The 17,041-nt window shown below is 37.4% G+C and carries 14 protein-coding genes and 2 pseudogenes; 15 read left to right on the top strand and 1 reads right to left on the bottom strand.

The genetic code is table 11. The features are described from left to right. Positions 1-4: 4 nt before the first annotated feature. From HMPREF0493_RS08255 to HMPREF0493_RS02115, 9 genes and pseudogenes are all read left to right on the top strand, one after another. Positions 5-412: a LysR family transcriptional regulator gene (locus HMPREF0493_RS08255; RefSeq protein WP_006351620.1), complete on the top strand. Its 408-nt coding sequence runs from the start codon at positions 5-7 to the stop codon at positions 410-412. Next, positions 336-866 carry a LysR family transcriptional regulator substrate-binding protein gene (locus HMPREF0493_RS08030; RefSeq protein WP_006351619.1) on the top strand — a complete coding sequence of 177 codons (531 nt, stop codon included), beginning with the start codon at positions 336-338 and terminating at the stop codon, positions 864-866. Before HMPREF0493_RS08255 ends, HMPREF0493_RS08030 begins: the two co-directional genes overlap by 77 nt. Positions 867-972: 106 nt before the next feature. Beyond that, positions 973-2,793 carry an FAD-dependent oxidoreductase gene (locus tag HMPREF0493_RS02145; protein WP_006351618.1) on the top strand — a complete coding sequence of 607 codons (1,821 nt, stop codon included), beginning with the start codon at positions 973-975 and terminating at the stop codon, positions 2,791-2,793. A 12-nt stretch (positions 2,794-2,805) separates the two neighbouring features. Further along, positions 2,806-3,222: an FAD-binding protein gene (locus tag HMPREF0493_RS09175; RefSeq protein ID WP_003630977.1), complete on the top strand. Its 417-nt coding sequence runs from the start codon at positions 2,806-2,808 to the stop codon at positions 3,220-3,222. Continuing rightward, positions 3,179-3,718: an FAD-binding protein gene (locus HMPREF0493_RS09170; RefSeq protein WP_006351616.1), complete on the top strand. Its 540-nt coding sequence runs from the start codon at positions 3,179-3,181 to the stop codon at positions 3,716-3,718. The genes HMPREF0493_RS09175 and HMPREF0493_RS09170 overlap by 44 nt, the downstream gene beginning before the upstream one ends. Next, a complete protein-coding gene (locus HMPREF0493_RS02130; RefSeq protein ID WP_006351615.1) occupies positions 3,697-4,638 on the top strand; it encodes an FMN-binding protein in 942 nt (313 codons plus the stop codon). The genes HMPREF0493_RS09170 and HMPREF0493_RS02130 overlap by 22 nt, the downstream gene beginning before the upstream one ends. 17 nt (positions 4,639-4,655) lie before the next feature. Beyond that, a pseudogene (locus HMPREF0493_RS02125) lies at positions 4,656-6,131 on the top strand (FAD-dependent oxidoreductase). 1 nt (position 6,132) lies between these two features. Next, on the top strand, positions 6,133-7,938 hold the full coding sequence (locus tag HMPREF0493_RS02120) for an FAD-dependent oxidoreductase (protein ID WP_006351612.1): 1,806 nt from the start codon (positions 6,133-6,135) through the stop codon (positions 7,936-7,938). A gap of 166 nt (positions 7,939-8,104) precedes the next feature. Continuing rightward, positions 8,105-8,572: a hypothetical protein gene (locus HMPREF0493_RS02115; protein ID WP_006351611.1), complete on the top strand. Its 468-nt coding sequence runs from the start codon at positions 8,105-8,107 to the stop codon at positions 8,570-8,572. Between the two features lie 48 nt (positions 8,573-8,620). On the opposite strand, the pseudogene HMPREF0493_RS02110 reads toward HMPREF0493_RS02115, so the two are convergent. After that, positions 8,621-9,662, bottom strand: a pseudogene (locus tag HMPREF0493_RS02110) (IS30 family transposase). 473 nt (positions 9,663-10,135) lie between these two features. Here HMPREF0493_RS02110 and polA point away from each other — a divergent pair. From polA to dnaI, 6 genes are read left to right on the top strand one after another with little or no spacing between them, the layout of a single operon-like run. Further along, a complete protein-coding gene (gene polA / locus HMPREF0493_RS02105; protein ID WP_006351607.1) occupies positions 10,136-12,799 on the top strand; it encodes a DNA polymerase I in 2,664 nt (887 codons plus the stop codon). Between the two features lie 9 nt (positions 12,800-12,808). After that, complete coding sequence (mutM, locus tag HMPREF0493_RS02100) at positions 12,809-13,639, top strand: DNA-formamidopyrimidine glycosylase (protein WP_006351606.1); 831 nt, start codon at positions 12,809-12,811, stop codon at positions 13,637-13,639. Then, on the top strand, positions 13,636-14,238 hold the full coding sequence (gene coaE, locus HMPREF0493_RS02095; RefSeq protein WP_006351605.1) for a dephospho-CoA kinase: 603 nt from the start codon (positions 13,636-13,638) through the stop codon (positions 14,236-14,238). The genes mutM and coaE overlap by 4 nt, the downstream gene beginning before the upstream one ends. Before the next feature lie 2 nt (positions 14,239-14,240). Beyond that, positions 14,241-14,711, top strand: a complete 471-nt coding sequence (gene nrdR, locus HMPREF0493_RS02090; RefSeq protein ID WP_006351604.1) for a transcriptional regulator NrdR — start codon at positions 14,241-14,243, stop codon at positions 14,709-14,711. Continuing rightward, positions 14,711-16,054, top strand: coding sequence for a DnaD domain protein (locus HMPREF0493_RS02085; RefSeq protein ID WP_006351603.1), 1,344 nt, complete (start codon positions 14,711-14,713; stop codon positions 16,052-16,054). The genes nrdR and HMPREF0493_RS02085 overlap by 1 nt, the downstream gene beginning before the upstream one ends. 10 nt (positions 16,055-16,064) lie before the next feature. Beyond that, entirely contained in the window at positions 16,065-16,964 is a 900-nt protein-coding gene (dnaI, locus tag HMPREF0493_RS02080; RefSeq protein ID WP_006351602.1) for a primosomal protein DnaI, read from the top strand. Positions 16,965-17,041 lie beyond the last annotated feature (77 nt).

The following is a 17,041-nucleotide window of genomic DNA, read 5'->3' as shown; positions in this document are numbered from 1 at the left end:
CTTAATGATTACATTAACCAAGATGAAATATTTTTGTGATGTGATTGATAGTGGTAGCTTTACCCAAGCTGGGAAAATCAATCATGTTTCGCAAACTAGTATTACTCAACAGATTCATGAAATTGAAAAAGAACTAGGGCATACTTTAATTGATCGGCGGGTTACCCCAGTAAAAGCAAATAAGGTAGGTCAGATTTTCTATTTAGAAGCTAAGAAGGTATTATCACAATACGATATATTTGAAAATAATATAAAGCAATATATTGATCATCAGTCACTGAAATTAACTATAGGCTATACTTCTTTAACTGATCTACGTGAATTAGAAAAAAATTATGACCAAACTGGATTATCAGAATATCGATATCGTAAAAGTAGATGTAGGTCAGGCTGCCGAGGGACTAAAGAATAAACAGTATGATCTAGTTATTTCGTTTCAATCTGAATTTGCTGATGATCCACAAATTGAAAGTATTCCAATTGCAAGTGGTAAATTTATTGCTTGTGTAAATTCAAAACATCCCTTAGCTCACAAAAAAGCAACAATGGTCGAAGTATACCATTATCCTTTGATTATGTTAAAACGAAAAATTATTGGTAAATCTTATGACTTAATGGCGAAGGAAACACGCAATTTAGGATTAAAGCTAAATGTGGTTCAAGAGTGCAACGATGTTCCAACAGAACTTTTCCTGATAAAACATAATAATTATGTGGGATTCTTGCCTGACCAATATCCCATTAATGATGAGGATATCTGTAAGGTTGAAGTTGTAGATACACCTCATAAGTATGTTATTTCTCTTGCTATGCTAAGGAATAACGATGATATTAAAACAATAGATTTCTTTAGAAAAGCAAAGTGATTTGTCATAGGTAAAACTTATGGAAGATCACTTTTTTATATTGGCATTTATGTAAGCGGTGACATACTATGAGATTGAAGTAATTTAACTATTAGGAGGCTTAATTATGAAAGATGGCAAATTTGTAGAACAAGCTAAGGGAATGGAAAGACCTTTAACACTTAGTATTGATATAAAAGATAATAAAATTGTTCAAATTAAGTCACAAACCAATGACATGTCTACTCTTGAAGAAAATACCTTAAATAAAATGAGTAATCGCATTATTAAGGATCAATCCATTAGTGTAGATACAGTTTCAGGGGCTACTGTTTCTAGCAATGGTATTTTGGATGCCACACAACATGCGATAAAAGATGCGGGTGGTAATATTCATGACTTTGAACATCAAGTTCAAAAGTCAGAAGAAACTAACGATGAATCTGATAATTATGCTAAATGGATTAAAAAGCCTAGCCACATTGATAAAGTAGAAAATACAGACTTGGTGATTGTAGGAAGCGGTATTTCTGGTTTATCAGCTGCAGTTCAAGCTGGTTATGAAGACATTAAGACCATTGTTTTAGAGAAAAATGGTTTTGTCGGTGGTAATGGTCTTGGCGTTGAAGGCATGATGGGTGCTCAAACTGCAATGCAGAAGAAGGCAGGTATTAATTTTAGCAAGCAGGAAGTTGTTGAGAATGAGTTAAAGACCATTCAATATCAAGCTGATGGTTCGTTCTGGGTCGATTTAGTTAACAATACCGCTGAGAACATAGACTGGCTGCAAAAACAAGGCGTTCAATTTGATCGTGTAGATGATTATCACCACACTTGTCCATTACCAACTTTCCATTGGTTTAAAGGTGGTAGAGGTGCCACTGGTTATGTTCCGTTCATGGAAAAGAAAGCTAAAGAACTAGGCGTTGATATTCGTACTTCTTCACCAGTAATTGGTTTGATTTACGAAAACAAGACTGTTAAGGGTGTATATGCCAACATTGATGACCAAGTAGTACAGATTAATGCTAAAGCAGTTATTTTTGCTTCGGGTGGCTTTGGTCAAGATAAAAAGCTGGTACATCGTCAAGGTTGGAACACTAAGAACATGTTGTTTGTTGGAATGAAAGGTTCAACAGGGGATGCATATAAGATGGCTATAGCTGCTGGTGCTAAAGATGCATTTGATCGTTCAGCTCCACTGATCACCAATTATATTCAGGCTCTTCCTTTGGGTAATGGACGTGATTTGCTTTCAGGTGGTCCAGCACTTTGGGTAAACCAAGATGGTGTTAGATTCACTGATGAAAGTATTACGGATCGTAATGCCATTTTACAATCTCAACCATTTAAATTCATTAAGCATGGATATTTAGTCTTCACACGTAAAATGTTTGCTAAGTATGAAGCTAACTTACAAGACTTAACTGAAGAACAACAAAAGAGTATGCAAGGTATTGATCAATTTGCAGATCAAGATGAAGAGCGGGCTTTAAGAATACTTGATCGTTCAGTTAAAGAAAATAAGGGTAATTCTTTATATAAGGCTGATACTTTATCAGAATTAGCAGAAAAGGTCGGTTTGCCAGTTGATGATTTTGTAGCACAGACAAAACGCTACAATCAATATTGCCAAAATGGTGAAGATGAAGAATATGGTAAAGATCGTAAATTCTTAGTTGCTCTTGATGAGGACCCATATTACATTGCACGTTTGGATCAATCTTACGCTATTAGTATTGGCGGAATTGGCGAGAATCGTCACTTTGAAGTTATTGATGACAATTGGAACAAGATTCCTGGTTTATATGCTGCAGGAATTGATAGTGCCATGCAATATAAAGAAATTTACACCATTAACTTAGGTGGATCTTGCTGTGCTCACTGTGTAAATTCAGGTCGTCATGCTGTTATGAATGCGACCGAATATATTAAGTCATTGGATTAGCAGGTGAAAGAAATGAATCAAAAAGTTGATGAAGTTTTAAATTGCGATGTTGTAACTGTAGGTATTGGTGCTGCAGGAATGACTGCAGCAGTTAAAGCAGCTAAGGACGGGGCAAAAGTTGTTGGTATTGATCGTGCACAAGACTTTACCGAAATGAACAACGTTTACTCAACTGCTGCTTTAGCTGTAGAAACTGAAGATGAGAAAAAATATCCTGATTATATGACTGTTGGCGAGGCATTTCGTTATATCTGGGAGAAGAATAATTATCAAGCTAACGGTCGATTCACACTTAATGCGTTAAAAGCAACCGGTAAAGCAATTGATTTATTAAAAGATGGTGGAGTTACTTTTATTCCAACATATACAGATGCTAAGCCTGGTGATGATATTACTAAGAGAACAGGTTTACAAAGAATCTGGTCCTAAACGTGCCGCCCAATTTCAGAAAATGGTTGATCAAGCTGGTGTAAAACAACTTTGGTCAACTAAGGTAATAAAAATTCTTAGCAATGATCATGAGGTTACTGGAGTTATTGCACAAACAGAAGATGGAAAGCTTGTACAAGTTAACGCAAAAGATGGGGTCATTATCTGTGGTGGTGGCTTCTTGCACAATGATCAAATGATACAGCGTTATTATGGCATCCCTAAGGTTTACGGTTATGCTAATGCATTCGTAGATGGCTCAGGAATTAAGTTAGCTCAAGAAGCTGGCGCACAAATGGGTAAAAATTTCACGATTGCTATGAATGAAGGCGGTGGGGTTAACCATAAATCTGCTACTTTTATGAAGACATTATGGGGTGACAACTCCTTATTCAGAATTGCTCTTTTGGGTGGAGTAATTGTAAATAACCACGGCTTAAGATTTGTAGATGAAGCAGAATTGTCAAGCGGACCATGTATAACAGCGAGCCGTTAATCAGAGAAGGTGGCAAATTCTATTCTGTTGTTGATCAAGGTACACTAGATATTCTCAAGACAATGACCTTGGATCAATATACGCAGAAGTATTTGAAGACGAAAGTTACTGCACCAATGTTTGTTATGGCATTTGCTAACCAGATTTTAAAGAATGTTGATCAAGACATTAAAAAGGCAGAAAGTGAAGGTTGGTGCTGGCAAGCTGATACTTTAGAAGAACTAGAGCAAAAGTCACATTTGACTAATTTAAGTAAAGAAATTCAGCATTACAACCAAATGTGTCAGCAAGGCGAAGACACAGAATTATTCAAAGATCCTAACTTCTTGAACCCAATTAATAAAGGACCATTCTATGTTATTGAGAATGACTTCTCAGGCTGGGTTACTCAAGGCGGTATTAAAACTAATGGCGTTTGTTGTGCCTTGAATAAGTTCAATCAAGTAATAAACGGCCTATTTATCGCTGGAGCTGATGGTGACTTCTGGGGTGTGCCATATCTTGTTGGTGGTACAGCAAATGGCTTCTCTTTGGCATCGGGTTATATTGCTGGTACACAGTGCTATCAAAGAGTACTTGATAAAGCGAAGTATGATCAAGAAATGAAAGCAAATGATCAATACTCAACTGATAATTCATCTACCAATGAATGGAAAGATGGAACTTACGACACAATTGCTCATGGTAGAAATGCAGATTTTGATATTGAAGTTGGTATTAAAGATCATCAGATAAAGCAAATTAAAATTAGTGATCATAATTCAGAAAGCAAAGGCATTGGGTCTAAAGCTGTAGCTGAATTGCCTAGTCGCATTATAAAAGCACAAAGTACTAATGTTGACGCAATAAGTGGTGCAACCGTTACTTCTAATGCGATTAAATACGCTATTAGGGATGTTCTAGATAAAAATCGTGATTAAAAAAGGAGAAAATTAAAATGGAACAATTTGATATCGTAGTTGTTGGAGCTGGTGCTTCAGGTTTAAGTGCTGGATTAGCTGCTGCTCAAGCTGGTGCCAAGGTTGCCTTACTTGAAAAGGGAGATAAATTTGGTGGAGCCGGCATGTTTGGTGCACAAGGACTCTTTGCTGTTGGTAGTAAAGAGCAAGAGGAACATGGCGAAGAGTATACTCTAAAAGATGCTTTTTAAGAAGTTATGAATTATACTCACCACTCATCTAATGCTCGTTTGACTAAAGTAATTTTAGCTAAAAGTGCAGATACCATTGAATGGATGAGAAAAAATGGTATTGATACAGAGTTAGTTACTAATACACAGGAAGTTCACCAAAATCATCCTAGAACTTATCATCAATTTATTGATAAGTTTAATGGCTTTAAGAAATTCATGGATAACTTTAAAGCAGCTGGTGGTACTTTATTAACTGAAACAGCTGGCAACAAGATCATTCAAGAAAACGGAAAAGTTACTGGTATTGAAGTTATTAGAAATGGCAAAGAAGAAGAAATTGCCACTAAAGCAGTAATCTTAGCTGATGGTGGATTTGGTGGTAATAAAGAAGAAGTAAAGCAGTATTTAGCTATTGATCCTAAAGACCTTTATTCAATGGGTGAACGTAAAGCAACCGGCGATGGCTTAAGAATGCTAAAAGAAGTCGGTGGTGTAAATGACTATAAGCGGATATTTGAAAATCATGCGGCTTCTGTTGTTACTGGTGCTAAAAATCCTTGGAACAATGGCAACTTAATGACATTGGCTACTTTACCATTACTTTGGTTAGATCAAGAGGGTAAGAGATTCACCAATGAAGACATAGTTTATGACTTTGCTTTATGGGGTGATACAACATATGCTACAGGTGGTCATTATTACTTTGTATTTGATCAAAACTTTGTCGATTATTTGAAGAATAACGTACTGAATTGGACAGGATCCTTTGAAAGAACTGGAGCTTTACTGGCTCATAAAGACATGACATATCAAGTAGGTCCGATGAAAAATCTGCAAACAGAAATAGACAGCCTAGCTGGTAAAGATCCTGTATGGAAAGAAAACAGTTTAGAAGCATTAGCTCAAGACATTGACGTACCAGAAGAAAATCTAAAAGACAGCTTAGAGCGCTATAACAAATTGGTTGCTAAGAAAGAAGATACTGATTTCTATAAAGATAGTAAATTTATGAGATTTCCTCTTGAAAAGGCGCCATTCTATGCTGTTAAGGCAGTATCAACCACTTTGGGGACAGTTGGTGGTGGATTAGTAAATGAAAATTTTGAGGCTTTAACATCAGATAGAAAGGTTATTCCAGGTGTTTATGCAGTTGGTAATGATGCTTCGGGGATGTTTGATTCATCTTATCCAACTATTGAAGGCTTGAGTAATGCTTTTGCCTGGAATTCAGGTCGAATTGCTGGTGAAAAGGCTAGTCAATTTGTGAAGAAAGAAAACTAAAATGAGTTTGAAGGACGGTCAGTATAAAGTTATTGCTGAAGTTTATCAAGGTGAAAAGTTGCCATTGATCGTTAATGTCGAGAATGGCAAAGTAGCAGGGATTAAAAGTGAAGAAAAACTAGCTGACACTAATTTGAATAAAGCTGTAATCGATACTTTTTCTCATGAAATTAGTAGGACACAGAGTTTAAATGTTGATGCAGTATCTGGTGCTAGTTATTCATCTAAAGGCATTTTGGTAGCTGTTAAGAAAGCAGTTGTTGATGCAGGTGGTAGTACTGATGATAATGAGATAAGTACTGCTAATGTGGAACGTTATGATGCAACTACTAGAACTAACGTCAATGATTATTCTAATTGGCGTGAGAAACCACAAAAGATAGTTAAGACAATTGATACTGATTTGGTCATTGTAGGTTCTGGTATTGCTGGTTTAGCTGCTGCTGTTCAAGCAGGTGAACTTGGATTGAATACTGTGGTTCTTGAAAAGAACAGTTTTGTCGCTGGTAATGGTGGTGGTGTAGAAGGTATCTTTGGCATTAATACTAAAATGCAACAAGCTGCTGGTATTCATACTGAACCAGAAAAGATCATTGCTAAGGAAATGCAATTAGTACAATATCGTGTTGATGGATCATTCTGGGTTGATCTAGTAAATAATTCTTCAGCTAATATTGATTGGTTAATCAAAAACGGTGTTAAGTTAACTAAAGTTGATGATTATGCAGGTATTTGTCAATTTCCAACGTTCCACTGGTTTAAAGATGGTGTAGCTGCATCAGGTTATGTACCATATATGAAGAAAAAAGCTGATGAGTATGGTGTTAAATTCTTACTCAATACACCTGCTTACAGCGTAATTTATGAAGATAATAAAGTTAAAGGCGTTTATGCTAAAACCACAGAAGGATTTATTAAAGTAAATGCTAAGGCTACGATCTTTGCTACAGGTGGTGTTGGTCATAATGCTAAATTAATTGCTAAGCAAGGCTGGCAAACTAAGAATTTGAAGTTCTTGTCGATGCCATCTAATACTGGTGATGGATATCAAATGGCAATGTCAGTTGGTGCCAAAGATATGCTACAAGAATCCCCTGAATTTATGGATAACTACATTCAAGCATTACCAACTAACAGATTAACTAAGATGGCTCCTGAAACAATGATTGCCGGAGGTGGTCCAGTTATTTGGGTTAACCAAAATGGTAGACGAATTGCAAATGAAAACATCACTTCTTACAATATGCTGTATCAACACATGCCGATTAAGGCTACTAGGAATACATATGTTGTTTTCAACAAGAAAATTTGGGATCAATTTGCAAAAATAGCACTTCTCAAGAAACCGGATCCTGATGAGATTTTAGCTAATGCCGTTAAGAAGAATCGTGGTAATTCTTTGTATGAAGAGAACTCAATTGAAGCTTTAGCTAAAGATGTAGGCATCCCTGAGGATACTTTGGTTAAGACAGTTTCCGATTATAACGACTTCTGTCATGAAGGTCGAGATCGTGGATTTAACAAGGAAAAAGCAGACTTAGTCCCAATAGAGGATGGTCCATATTACATTGGTAGATTGGACAATTCTAACTTAGTTGGTTTAGGTGGTATTGGTGAAAATAATAAGTTTGAAGTGATTGATGAGAACTTCAATACAATTCCAGGTTTATATGCAGCAGGAGCCGATTCTACAATGCAATATCGTAGTGTTTATACAATCACATTAGGTGGGTCAGCATGTGCACATAGTGTAAATTCTGGTCGTCATGCTGTTATGAACGCTAAGAAATATATGCAGAATTTGTAAAGATATACTAAATTAAAAAAATCAGACAATCAGAAATGATTGCCTGATTTTTTGTAGAATTTTAATTCTAAAAAGTTTGGAAAATAAATGCTAGGTCGTTCTTTAGATTCAGATAAACTATAATGGATATACACTTTAAATTTATCAAGTAATTGGAGAAACAATAATGAAGAAAAATAAATCTAATTGTATTTTTATTAGCTTGATTCTTTTATTAACATTTGCAGTTGGACTATCATTTGCTAAGGTTAAAAATTCAACAGCAAGTCAAACCGTACAAGCAAGTTCTAGACTAAAAAGAGAATATATTCCTAAAAGATTTAGAGGTACATGGTATGCCAATAAGCATGACAAAATGAAAATCACTGCAAATTCTGTTGGTGGTAATGTAGTGGGGAAGACTTATACCAAGTTTTATCATGGTGGCTATAAGGATGTTGATGTAGTAAGCAAACATAATCTCGTTCGTTATCAGGAAAAGTCAATGATTATTCTTTTTGAAAAAGGTGGCAGTGATACAACTTTCCGTGTGGTAAATCGTCATCATAGAAAGGCTTTATATTTCCAGCAAGGTGGAGGATATATTTACTTCTATCGTTCAAGAGCTGCTGCAAAACGCTATGGCAATTATTAATTCTAATAAAAAGATTTAAATCGTAAATTGCAATAATAAATTGAACACTTAAGCTGCTTGATAGATATGATCGAATTCTCTTTCAAAGATTTCATCTGGTGTATGATATGCCAATATTTTTCTTGGTAGCGAATTGCACCAGGTTTCAATGTCAATGATTTCCTGAAGAGAATAGTTATTGATGTAATCACCTGAATCTGCGAATGAGCCCATTATGTCTTTCAACAGTGCCTTTATCGCAAGAAGTATATGGATGGGCGTAATAGACTAAGGTATTAGATACTTCCTCTAGATTGGAAAGATCCGCAAACTCTGAACCATTGTCAGTTGTAATTGTCTTGAAGATTTCATTCCAGTGCTCACTATACTGCTTATGTAGAGTTGGAAAAGCGCTCATAACACTGGCAGCTGTCTTGTCTGGAATACGCAAGATTAGAAACTCACGGCTCATTCGCTCAGACAAAGTTAGCAGTACTTGATCATCTCTAGTCTTATGTCCTAAGACTAGGTCGCATTCTCAGTGACCAAACTCTTTTCGATCATTAATCTCTTTAGGGCGTTCTTCAATGCTTCGACCTAATTTCTTCTTGTTCTTATGAACACGATGAATTTTAGTATTACGCTTTAACTTCTCAGGCAAATCAGAGTTTCTGATAGCCAACAAGCCTTGATCTACATAGTTATATAGAGTTCTAGTGCAGACTATCTGATCGCTGCTAAATTCACCCACAGCCAAGCAGCGATTGGCACATACATCAAGTGACCAATTGTCTTCAAAGAAATGCTTATTGACATACTTGATAAAGTCAGATTTCTTCAAGAAGTCTGATTTGCGACCACAGTGGCGTCGGTTAGTCTGATAAACACTTTGACCATGATCAGCCTTGTAACGCTTCTGTTTGCCACGATAAAGAGGAACAGTGCCTCGTCTAACTTCGTAACTGATTGTAGAAGGCGAACAGCACAACTCACGAGCGATAGCTCTGATAGAGCAGCCATCCTTCAAGCGAGTTTGAATAATAACCCGTTGTTCAAATGATAAATGCTTTCCCTTTTGATGCTCAGGCATGATAGAATGTAAAGAGTCCATTTGTGACCTCGTTTCTGAATGTTTTGTGGTAATTACATTTTATCAAACAGGTCCAAATGGACTTTTTATTTTTCTAAAGTGTTCAATTTGATTTTACAATCGGCGAAAAGATTTAAATCAATTTAACTACTATTCTTGTTTGATATTGATATCTTTTGATGTAATTTTACAAGTAGAAAACAAACGTTTTGTCTTAAATCTTTATTTAATTCATGAGAAATGTAAATGAGTCCACCGTTATTGGTATGTTTCACTATTTATATTTATCTAATTCAAGAGGAATGTAAATGCCACAAAAAATAATGGTTTAAAGTCTTCACGACTTCCTTTTTATCTAACTTACGAGAAACGTTATCCAAGTCCCAATCGGAGCTTTTTTCTTTTCCCTCAAACAACATGCTGAAATACTACTGCCGAAACTGGTAAAATAGATAAGTAAGTATAGAGAACAATTTTTATAAAAGGGGAATAAAATGGCAGATAAAAAATTACTTCTAATCGATGGTAACTCTGTAGCTTTCAGAGCCTTTTACGCTCTTTATCGTCAACTAGAATCTTTCAAGAGTCCAGACAGCCTGCACACTAATGCCATTTATGCTTTTAAGAATATGCTCGATGTCCTTTTAAAAGACGTTGATCCAACCCACGTATTGGTAGCTTTTGATGCAGGAAAAGTCACTTTTAGAACAAAAATGTATGGTGAATACAAAGGTGGACGTGCGAAAACTCCAGAAGAGTTGCTCGAACAAATGCCTTACATTCAAGAAATGCTGCATGACTTGGGTATTAAAACTTATGAATTGAAGAATTATGAAGCAGATGACATCATTGGTACTTTTGCTGCGAAGGGTGAAAAGGCCGGGTTCACAACCACGATCGTAACTGGTGACCGCGACTTGACCCAACTTGCGTCCGACAAGACGACTGTCGAAGTAACCAAGTCTGGTGTTTCTCAACTTGAAGCTTATACACCAGAACATATGAAGGAAGTTAACGGTGTCACTCCAACCGAATTCATCGACATGAAGGCCTTGATGGGTGATAACTCTGATAACTACCCAGGTGTTGAAGGCATCGGTCCTAAGACAGCTTCTAATTTAATTCAGGAATATGGTTCAGTAGAAAATCTTTACGATCATATTGATGAAATGAAAAAATCTAAGCGTAAGGAACGTTTAATTCGTGATAAAGACAAGGCCTTTTTAGCTAAAAAACTTGCCACGATTGATCGTGATTCACCAGTTACCATTGATATTGATGACGTAAAACGCGAGCCAGTTGATTATGAAAAGCTGCGGCAATTCTACGAAAAGATGAACTTCCGCAAGTTTTTGGCAGAACTTAATGCTTCAGGTGCCGGTCAAGATGGTGCCGAAGTTGAAAAAGTAGAATACACTGTTTTAAACGATGACAACGTTAAAGATGTTAAAGCCACTGAAAAAGACACTGTTGAATTTTATCTAGAAATGCTCGGTGCTAACTACCACTTAGCAGATTTTGTCGGCTTTAGCTTGAAGATCAACGACAAGATTTATGTTTCAAGAGACGTGGAATTGCTTGAAGAAGACAATATCAAGCACATCTTAGAAGATGAAAAGATCAAGAAGAACGTCTTTGACTTAAAGAGATCCATGGTTGGGGCCCATCGTTTAGGCATTCATACGCACGGCCTTGATTATGATATGCTTTTAGCCTCATATCTAGTTAATAATGAAAACAACTCTAATGATCTTGGTGAAATTGCCCATCTTTATGGGGATTATTCCGTTAAGACTGACCTTGAAGTCTACGGCAAAGGTAAGAGTGAACACATCCCTGATGACGATGATGAATTATTCAACCACTTAGCTTCTAAGATCAATGCTATCGAATCACTTAAGAAACCACTGCTTGAAAAGCTTAAAGACCACGAACAAGATGCCTTGTTTGATACGATCGAAATCCCAACCGCGCGCGTTTTAGCCAGAATGGAAATGAACGGGATGAAGGTCAAAGCAAGTACTTTAATTCAACTGCAAAATGAATTTGCCGTTCAATTGAAGGAACTCGAAGACAAGATTTATAGCCAAGCTGGTGAAAAGTTCAACTTGAATTCACCTAAGCAATTAGGTCACATTTTGTTTGAAAAGCTTGGTTTGCCAGTCATCAAGAAGACCAAGACTGGTTATTCAACTTCAGTTGAAGTACTTGATCAATTGAAGACGCAAAGCCCAATCGTTAGCGAAATTTTGGACTATCGTCAAATTGCCAAGATTCAATCTACCTATGTAAAGGGTCTGCTTGACGTCATTCAACCAGATGGCCGCGTGCACACACGTTACTTGCAGACTTTGACTGCAACTGGTCGACTTTCTAGTGTGGATCCTAACTTGCAAAACATCCCTACCCGCACCGAAGAAGGAAAGCAAATCAGAAAGGCCTTCGTGCCAAGTGAACCAGACGGCTACATCTTCTCTTGCGACTATTCACAAGTTGAGCTTCGTGTCTTGGCCCACGTTTCTGGCGATCAAAACATGCAAGAGGCCTTCAAGACGGGCTACGATATTCACTCGCATACGGCCATGAAGATTTTCCACTTGGATTCGCCAAAAGACGTTACTCCTTTGATGCGGCGTCATGCCAAGGCAGTTAATTTCGGAATTGTTTATGGAATTTCCGATTACGGCCTTTCAAAGAATTTAGGTATTTCAAGAAAACGAGCTAAGGAATTTATTGATAATTACTTTGAACAGTATCCACAGATTCGTGACTACATGGATAAAGCAGTTCAAGAAGCACGTGAAAAAGGCTATGCTGAAACCATCATGCACCGCCGTCGCTATTTGCCTGATATCCATGCTAAGAACTTCAATGTCAGAAGTTTTGCGGAAAGAACAGCAATTAATTCACCAATTCAAGGTTCAGCTGCAGATATCATCAAGATTGCGATGATTAATATGCAAAAGAAGCTTGAAGAAATGCACTTGAAGACCAAGATGGTGTTACAGGTTCACGATGAATTGATTTTTGATGTTCCTAAAGATGAATTAGAGACAGTGAAGAAAATCGTGCCAGAAGTTATGCAATCTGCCGTCAGACTTGATGTGCCACTAATTGCTGACTCTGGTTGGGGTCATAACTGGTACGATGCAAAGTAGGTGATTTAATTGCCAGAAATGCCGGAAGTTGAAACAGTTAGACGAACTTTGATTCCTTTAGTTAAAGGAAAAACAATCAAAAAAGTGACCCTTTGGTATCCCAAAATAGTCGCTACCGATCACCAACAGTTTATTGATGAGCTGCCAGGCAAAAAGATTTTAGATATTGATCGTTATGCCAAATATCTTTTGATCAGATTGAGTGATAATTTGACGATTGTATCGCATCTGCGTATGGAAGGAAAATATCATTTAACTACGCCTGATGCGCCTAAAGATAAGCATGACCACGTGCAATTTGAATTTACGGATGGCACGGCGCTTCGCTACAACGACGTCCGCAAATTTGGCCGCATGCAGCTGATTTTAACCGGGACAGAACGGCAAACGACAGGGATTGGCAAATTAGGGTATGAGCCTAATTCTAAAGAATTTACGGAAGCCTATTTTATTGCCAAGTTAAAGCGCAAGCATAAAAATATAAAAAATACTTTGCTTGATCAATCAATCGTTGCTGGTTTAGGCAATATTTATGTTGATGAAGTTTTATGGCAGAGCAAAATTCACCCGCTAAGCATTGCTTCAAAAATTCCAGAAGATAAAGTAAAAGAACTGCACACGAAGATCAATCATGAAATTTCCATTGCTATTAAAATGCGCGGGACTACAGTCCATACTTATCTGGATGCTAACGGTAATGCAGGCGGATTTCAAAAAATGCTGCAGGTTTATGGTCATGTCGGCGAGGCTTGCCCAAACTGCGGCAATAAATTTGAAAAAATCAAAGTTAATGGCCGTGGAACCACATTTTGTCCACATTGTCAGGTGAACTATCAATGACTTTAGTTTTAGGTTTAACCGGTGGAATTGCGACAGGTAAAAGCACCGCGGATAATTTCTTTAAAAAACATCATATTCCAATCGTTGATTCCGATAAAATTGCGCATCATATTTATGATCCAGGCAAACAGGGATATAACGAAGTTGTGACAGAGTTCTCTTCTGCAATTCTGGATTCAGACAAAAAGATTAATCGCAAAAGGCTCGGAGAAATTGTTTTTCATAATCCGCAAAAAATGCAGCGGTTGGATGAAATAACACATCCCCTGATTTATCAAGAAGTAGTAAATAAGCTAAACAAGTATCGCGAACAGGCAGAAAAGATTGTCGTTTTTGATGCGCCTTTACTATATGAAACAGGGGGCCAAAGGCTGTGTGACTTCGTATTAGTGATTAGTTTGCCTGAAAGTTTACAGCTAAAGCGATTGATGGAACGCAATAATTTAACTGAAAGTCAAGCGCAAGCCAGAATTGATAGTCAAATGCCATTAGCAAAAAAGATTGCCAAGGCGGACTTTGTAGTGGATAATACTGGTACAATAGATGAATTAGAAGAGAAATTAAAAGAAATCTTATTGAAAGTTGAAGCAGAGGGATAATTATGGAATGTCCAAATTGTCATCATAATTCTTCACGTGTGATTGACTCGCGTTCAAGTGATGAAAATCGTGCAATTAGACGTCGGCGCGAGTGTGAAAATTGCGGTTTTCGTTTTACTACCTTTGAGAGAGTTGAAACCGCACCATTATTAGTTATCAAGAATGATGGTACCCGTGAGCCATTTAACCGGGAAAAGATTTTGCATGGTGTAATGGCGGCAGGACAAAAACGTCCGATTTCCAGTGAACAATTCGAACACTTGACGGACGATGTTGAAAATAAAATCAGAAAGCAAGGCGTAAGCGAAATTTCATCCAAGAAGATTGGCCAGTTCGTGATGGATGATTTGGCTAATATTGACGATGTTGCATACATTCGTTTTGCCTCGATTTACCGTGAATTTAAAGATATGTCTAGTTTCATGAAAACAATGGAAGACATGATGGCCAAACGAGAGAAGGATAATAATTAATGTTTGAGACAGCTGATCCCAAGCAGCCCTTTTATGTGCTGAATCAAATTGATCTTTTTCCAGATGATGAGCAAATTCTGATTAAACTTTATCAGCCCTTGGTTGGGTCGACAGCAATTGCTTTATATCAAACCTTGATTCAAAATTTTAATCCATATTCCATTTTGTCAGATGCTCAGGGAATCTATTCTTTACAAGAGCAGCTGGACTGCAATTTAAAGTTGCTTTTCCGCTCTTTGCACAAGTTGGAAGCTGTCGGATTAGTTCAGACTTACTTAGTTGATAATGTTGTTAATCAGGTTTTGGCCTTTAAATTGTTAAAAGTTCCTAGCTCACAAGAATTTTTTTCTACGCAGCTATTGGCTAGTCTGCTGAAAGAAAAGGTTGGCAACACGGCTTTTCACAGTTTAAGTCATTATTTTGCCAAGAAAACCAGAAGTCGACAAAAAAAAGTCAAAAATGCTCGCGATATTTCAGCTTCATTTATTGAAGTCTTTCATCTGCCGGGGGATGAAGCAATTAATCCGTCAACAGAAGTAATCCAAGCAGCTCAAGAAAATACGGCGCCAAAGGTAAAAACCGCAGAAGTTAATCAAAACGATCATGTTGACTGGGGCTTTATGAAAGATCAATTTGCCCGTTACAGCATTCCAAGTTCTGAAATTGATCATAAGAAGGCGCAGATCTTGGGCGTAATGCAGACCTATGGCTTAGACGAACAAGAATTTATTGATGAAAGTCTGCCTAGTTTGCACGGTCAACAGGAATTGGACTTGCGGAAAATAGAGAATTTGATCGCCGAAAATTACCGCAGCTCCCATACCCGTAAACAGGTTAATCATGAATTAACACAGGATAGCAATCAGGCAAGACCAGTCAAAGTATCAACTGATAAGCAAAAACTGCTGCAAGACGCAACTCAGATGTCACCGGCTGAATTTTTGTATCAAATTAAAGCTGATAAGGGCGGTTTTGCAAGTCCAGGCGAAAAACGGACTCTGAATGTTTTGCGCAGCCAATATGGCCTGCCAAGCGATTTGATCAACGTTTTGGTCTATGCCTGCTTAACTTACGATTCAATGGTATCGCCCAATTTGGCATATCGGATTGCCAATGATTGGCTGCAGCATGGTATTGCATCGGCACCGCAGGCGTTGCAATATCTGGAGAAAAGACAGGAAAAGCGGAGCAAAAAGCCGCAACGCTATGGCTATAATCAACCTAAGCACGTTGAAAAGGGAACTGATTGGAGCAAGAAAAAAGCCAAGACAGATTCCAATGTCAATTCAGAAGATTTAAAGAATTTCTTCAAGAACTTAGAAGATCAGAATGGATCAAAGTAGGTGAGTAATAATGCAACCGATTGGTGATGTGATCAATAAAATCGTGAAAAAACGCAATTTGGGCGATCAAGGTGAGTTGCAAACAGAGATTCTGCATAATCCTGCAGTACGAGATTTTTTAATTAAAAATAAGAATAAAATTGATAAAAACATGGTCAAAACTTCCATGCCGAATTTATTCGAATTTTATTCACAGCTGCAGGATCCCAATAAGGTGATGGCGGGTTATGAGCCCGAACTCTTCTTAAATGGCAAGGTGATCGACGTTCGCTACCGGCCAACTGCTGAAAAAATTGAAGCAGATATGGAAAAAAACACCAAAGCGCATTTGCAGCTAATCGATTTGCCTGAACGGTTGCATGATGTCCGTCTGAGTGAGATTGAGATTGACAAGGGACGAAAAGAAGCGCTAACTCAGATTGGTGAGTTCTTGAAAAAATATAGCAAGAATCCTCATCAGCAAGGCCTGTATCTCTCTGGCGATTTTGGCCGAGGAAAGACCTATATTTTGGCTGGACTAGCAAATCAAGTTGCCCAAAGCGGCAAAAACGTAATCTTTTTGCATGTACCGACTTTTATTGCAGGCTTATCAAGTCACTTTGAAGATAATAGTTTGCAAGCTGAGATTAAACGCGTTGCGGAATGCGATCTTTTGATTTTAGATGATATTGGAGCAGAAACATTAAGTCCATGGTCTAGAGATGATGTTTTAGGCGTAATTTTGCAGGCAAGAATGGACAATGTTTTGCCTACTTTCTTCTCTTCTAATCTTGATATGGAGGCTTTAGAAGAGCATTTTGCCGAAACAAAAAATAGTTTAGATAAGGTTAAAGCTGCGAGAATTATGCAGCGGATTCGCTTTTTGGCTAGAGAAGTTATTGTTTCTGGTCCAAATCGCAGAAAAATTTAAAATTAGGACTTGATTAGAAAATGGGAGCGCGTATAATATCAGTTAATGAAAGAGATATGACGACTTTCGTCTCAGAG

Origin of the sequence: Lactobacillus amylolyticus DSM 11664, assembly GCF_000178475.1 — a bacterium.
Taxonomy (GTDB): Bacteria; Bacillota; Bacilli; order Lactobacillales; family Lactobacillaceae; genus Lactobacillus; species Lactobacillus amylolyticus.
This window is presented reverse-complemented; position numbering and strand designations above follow the sequence as displayed.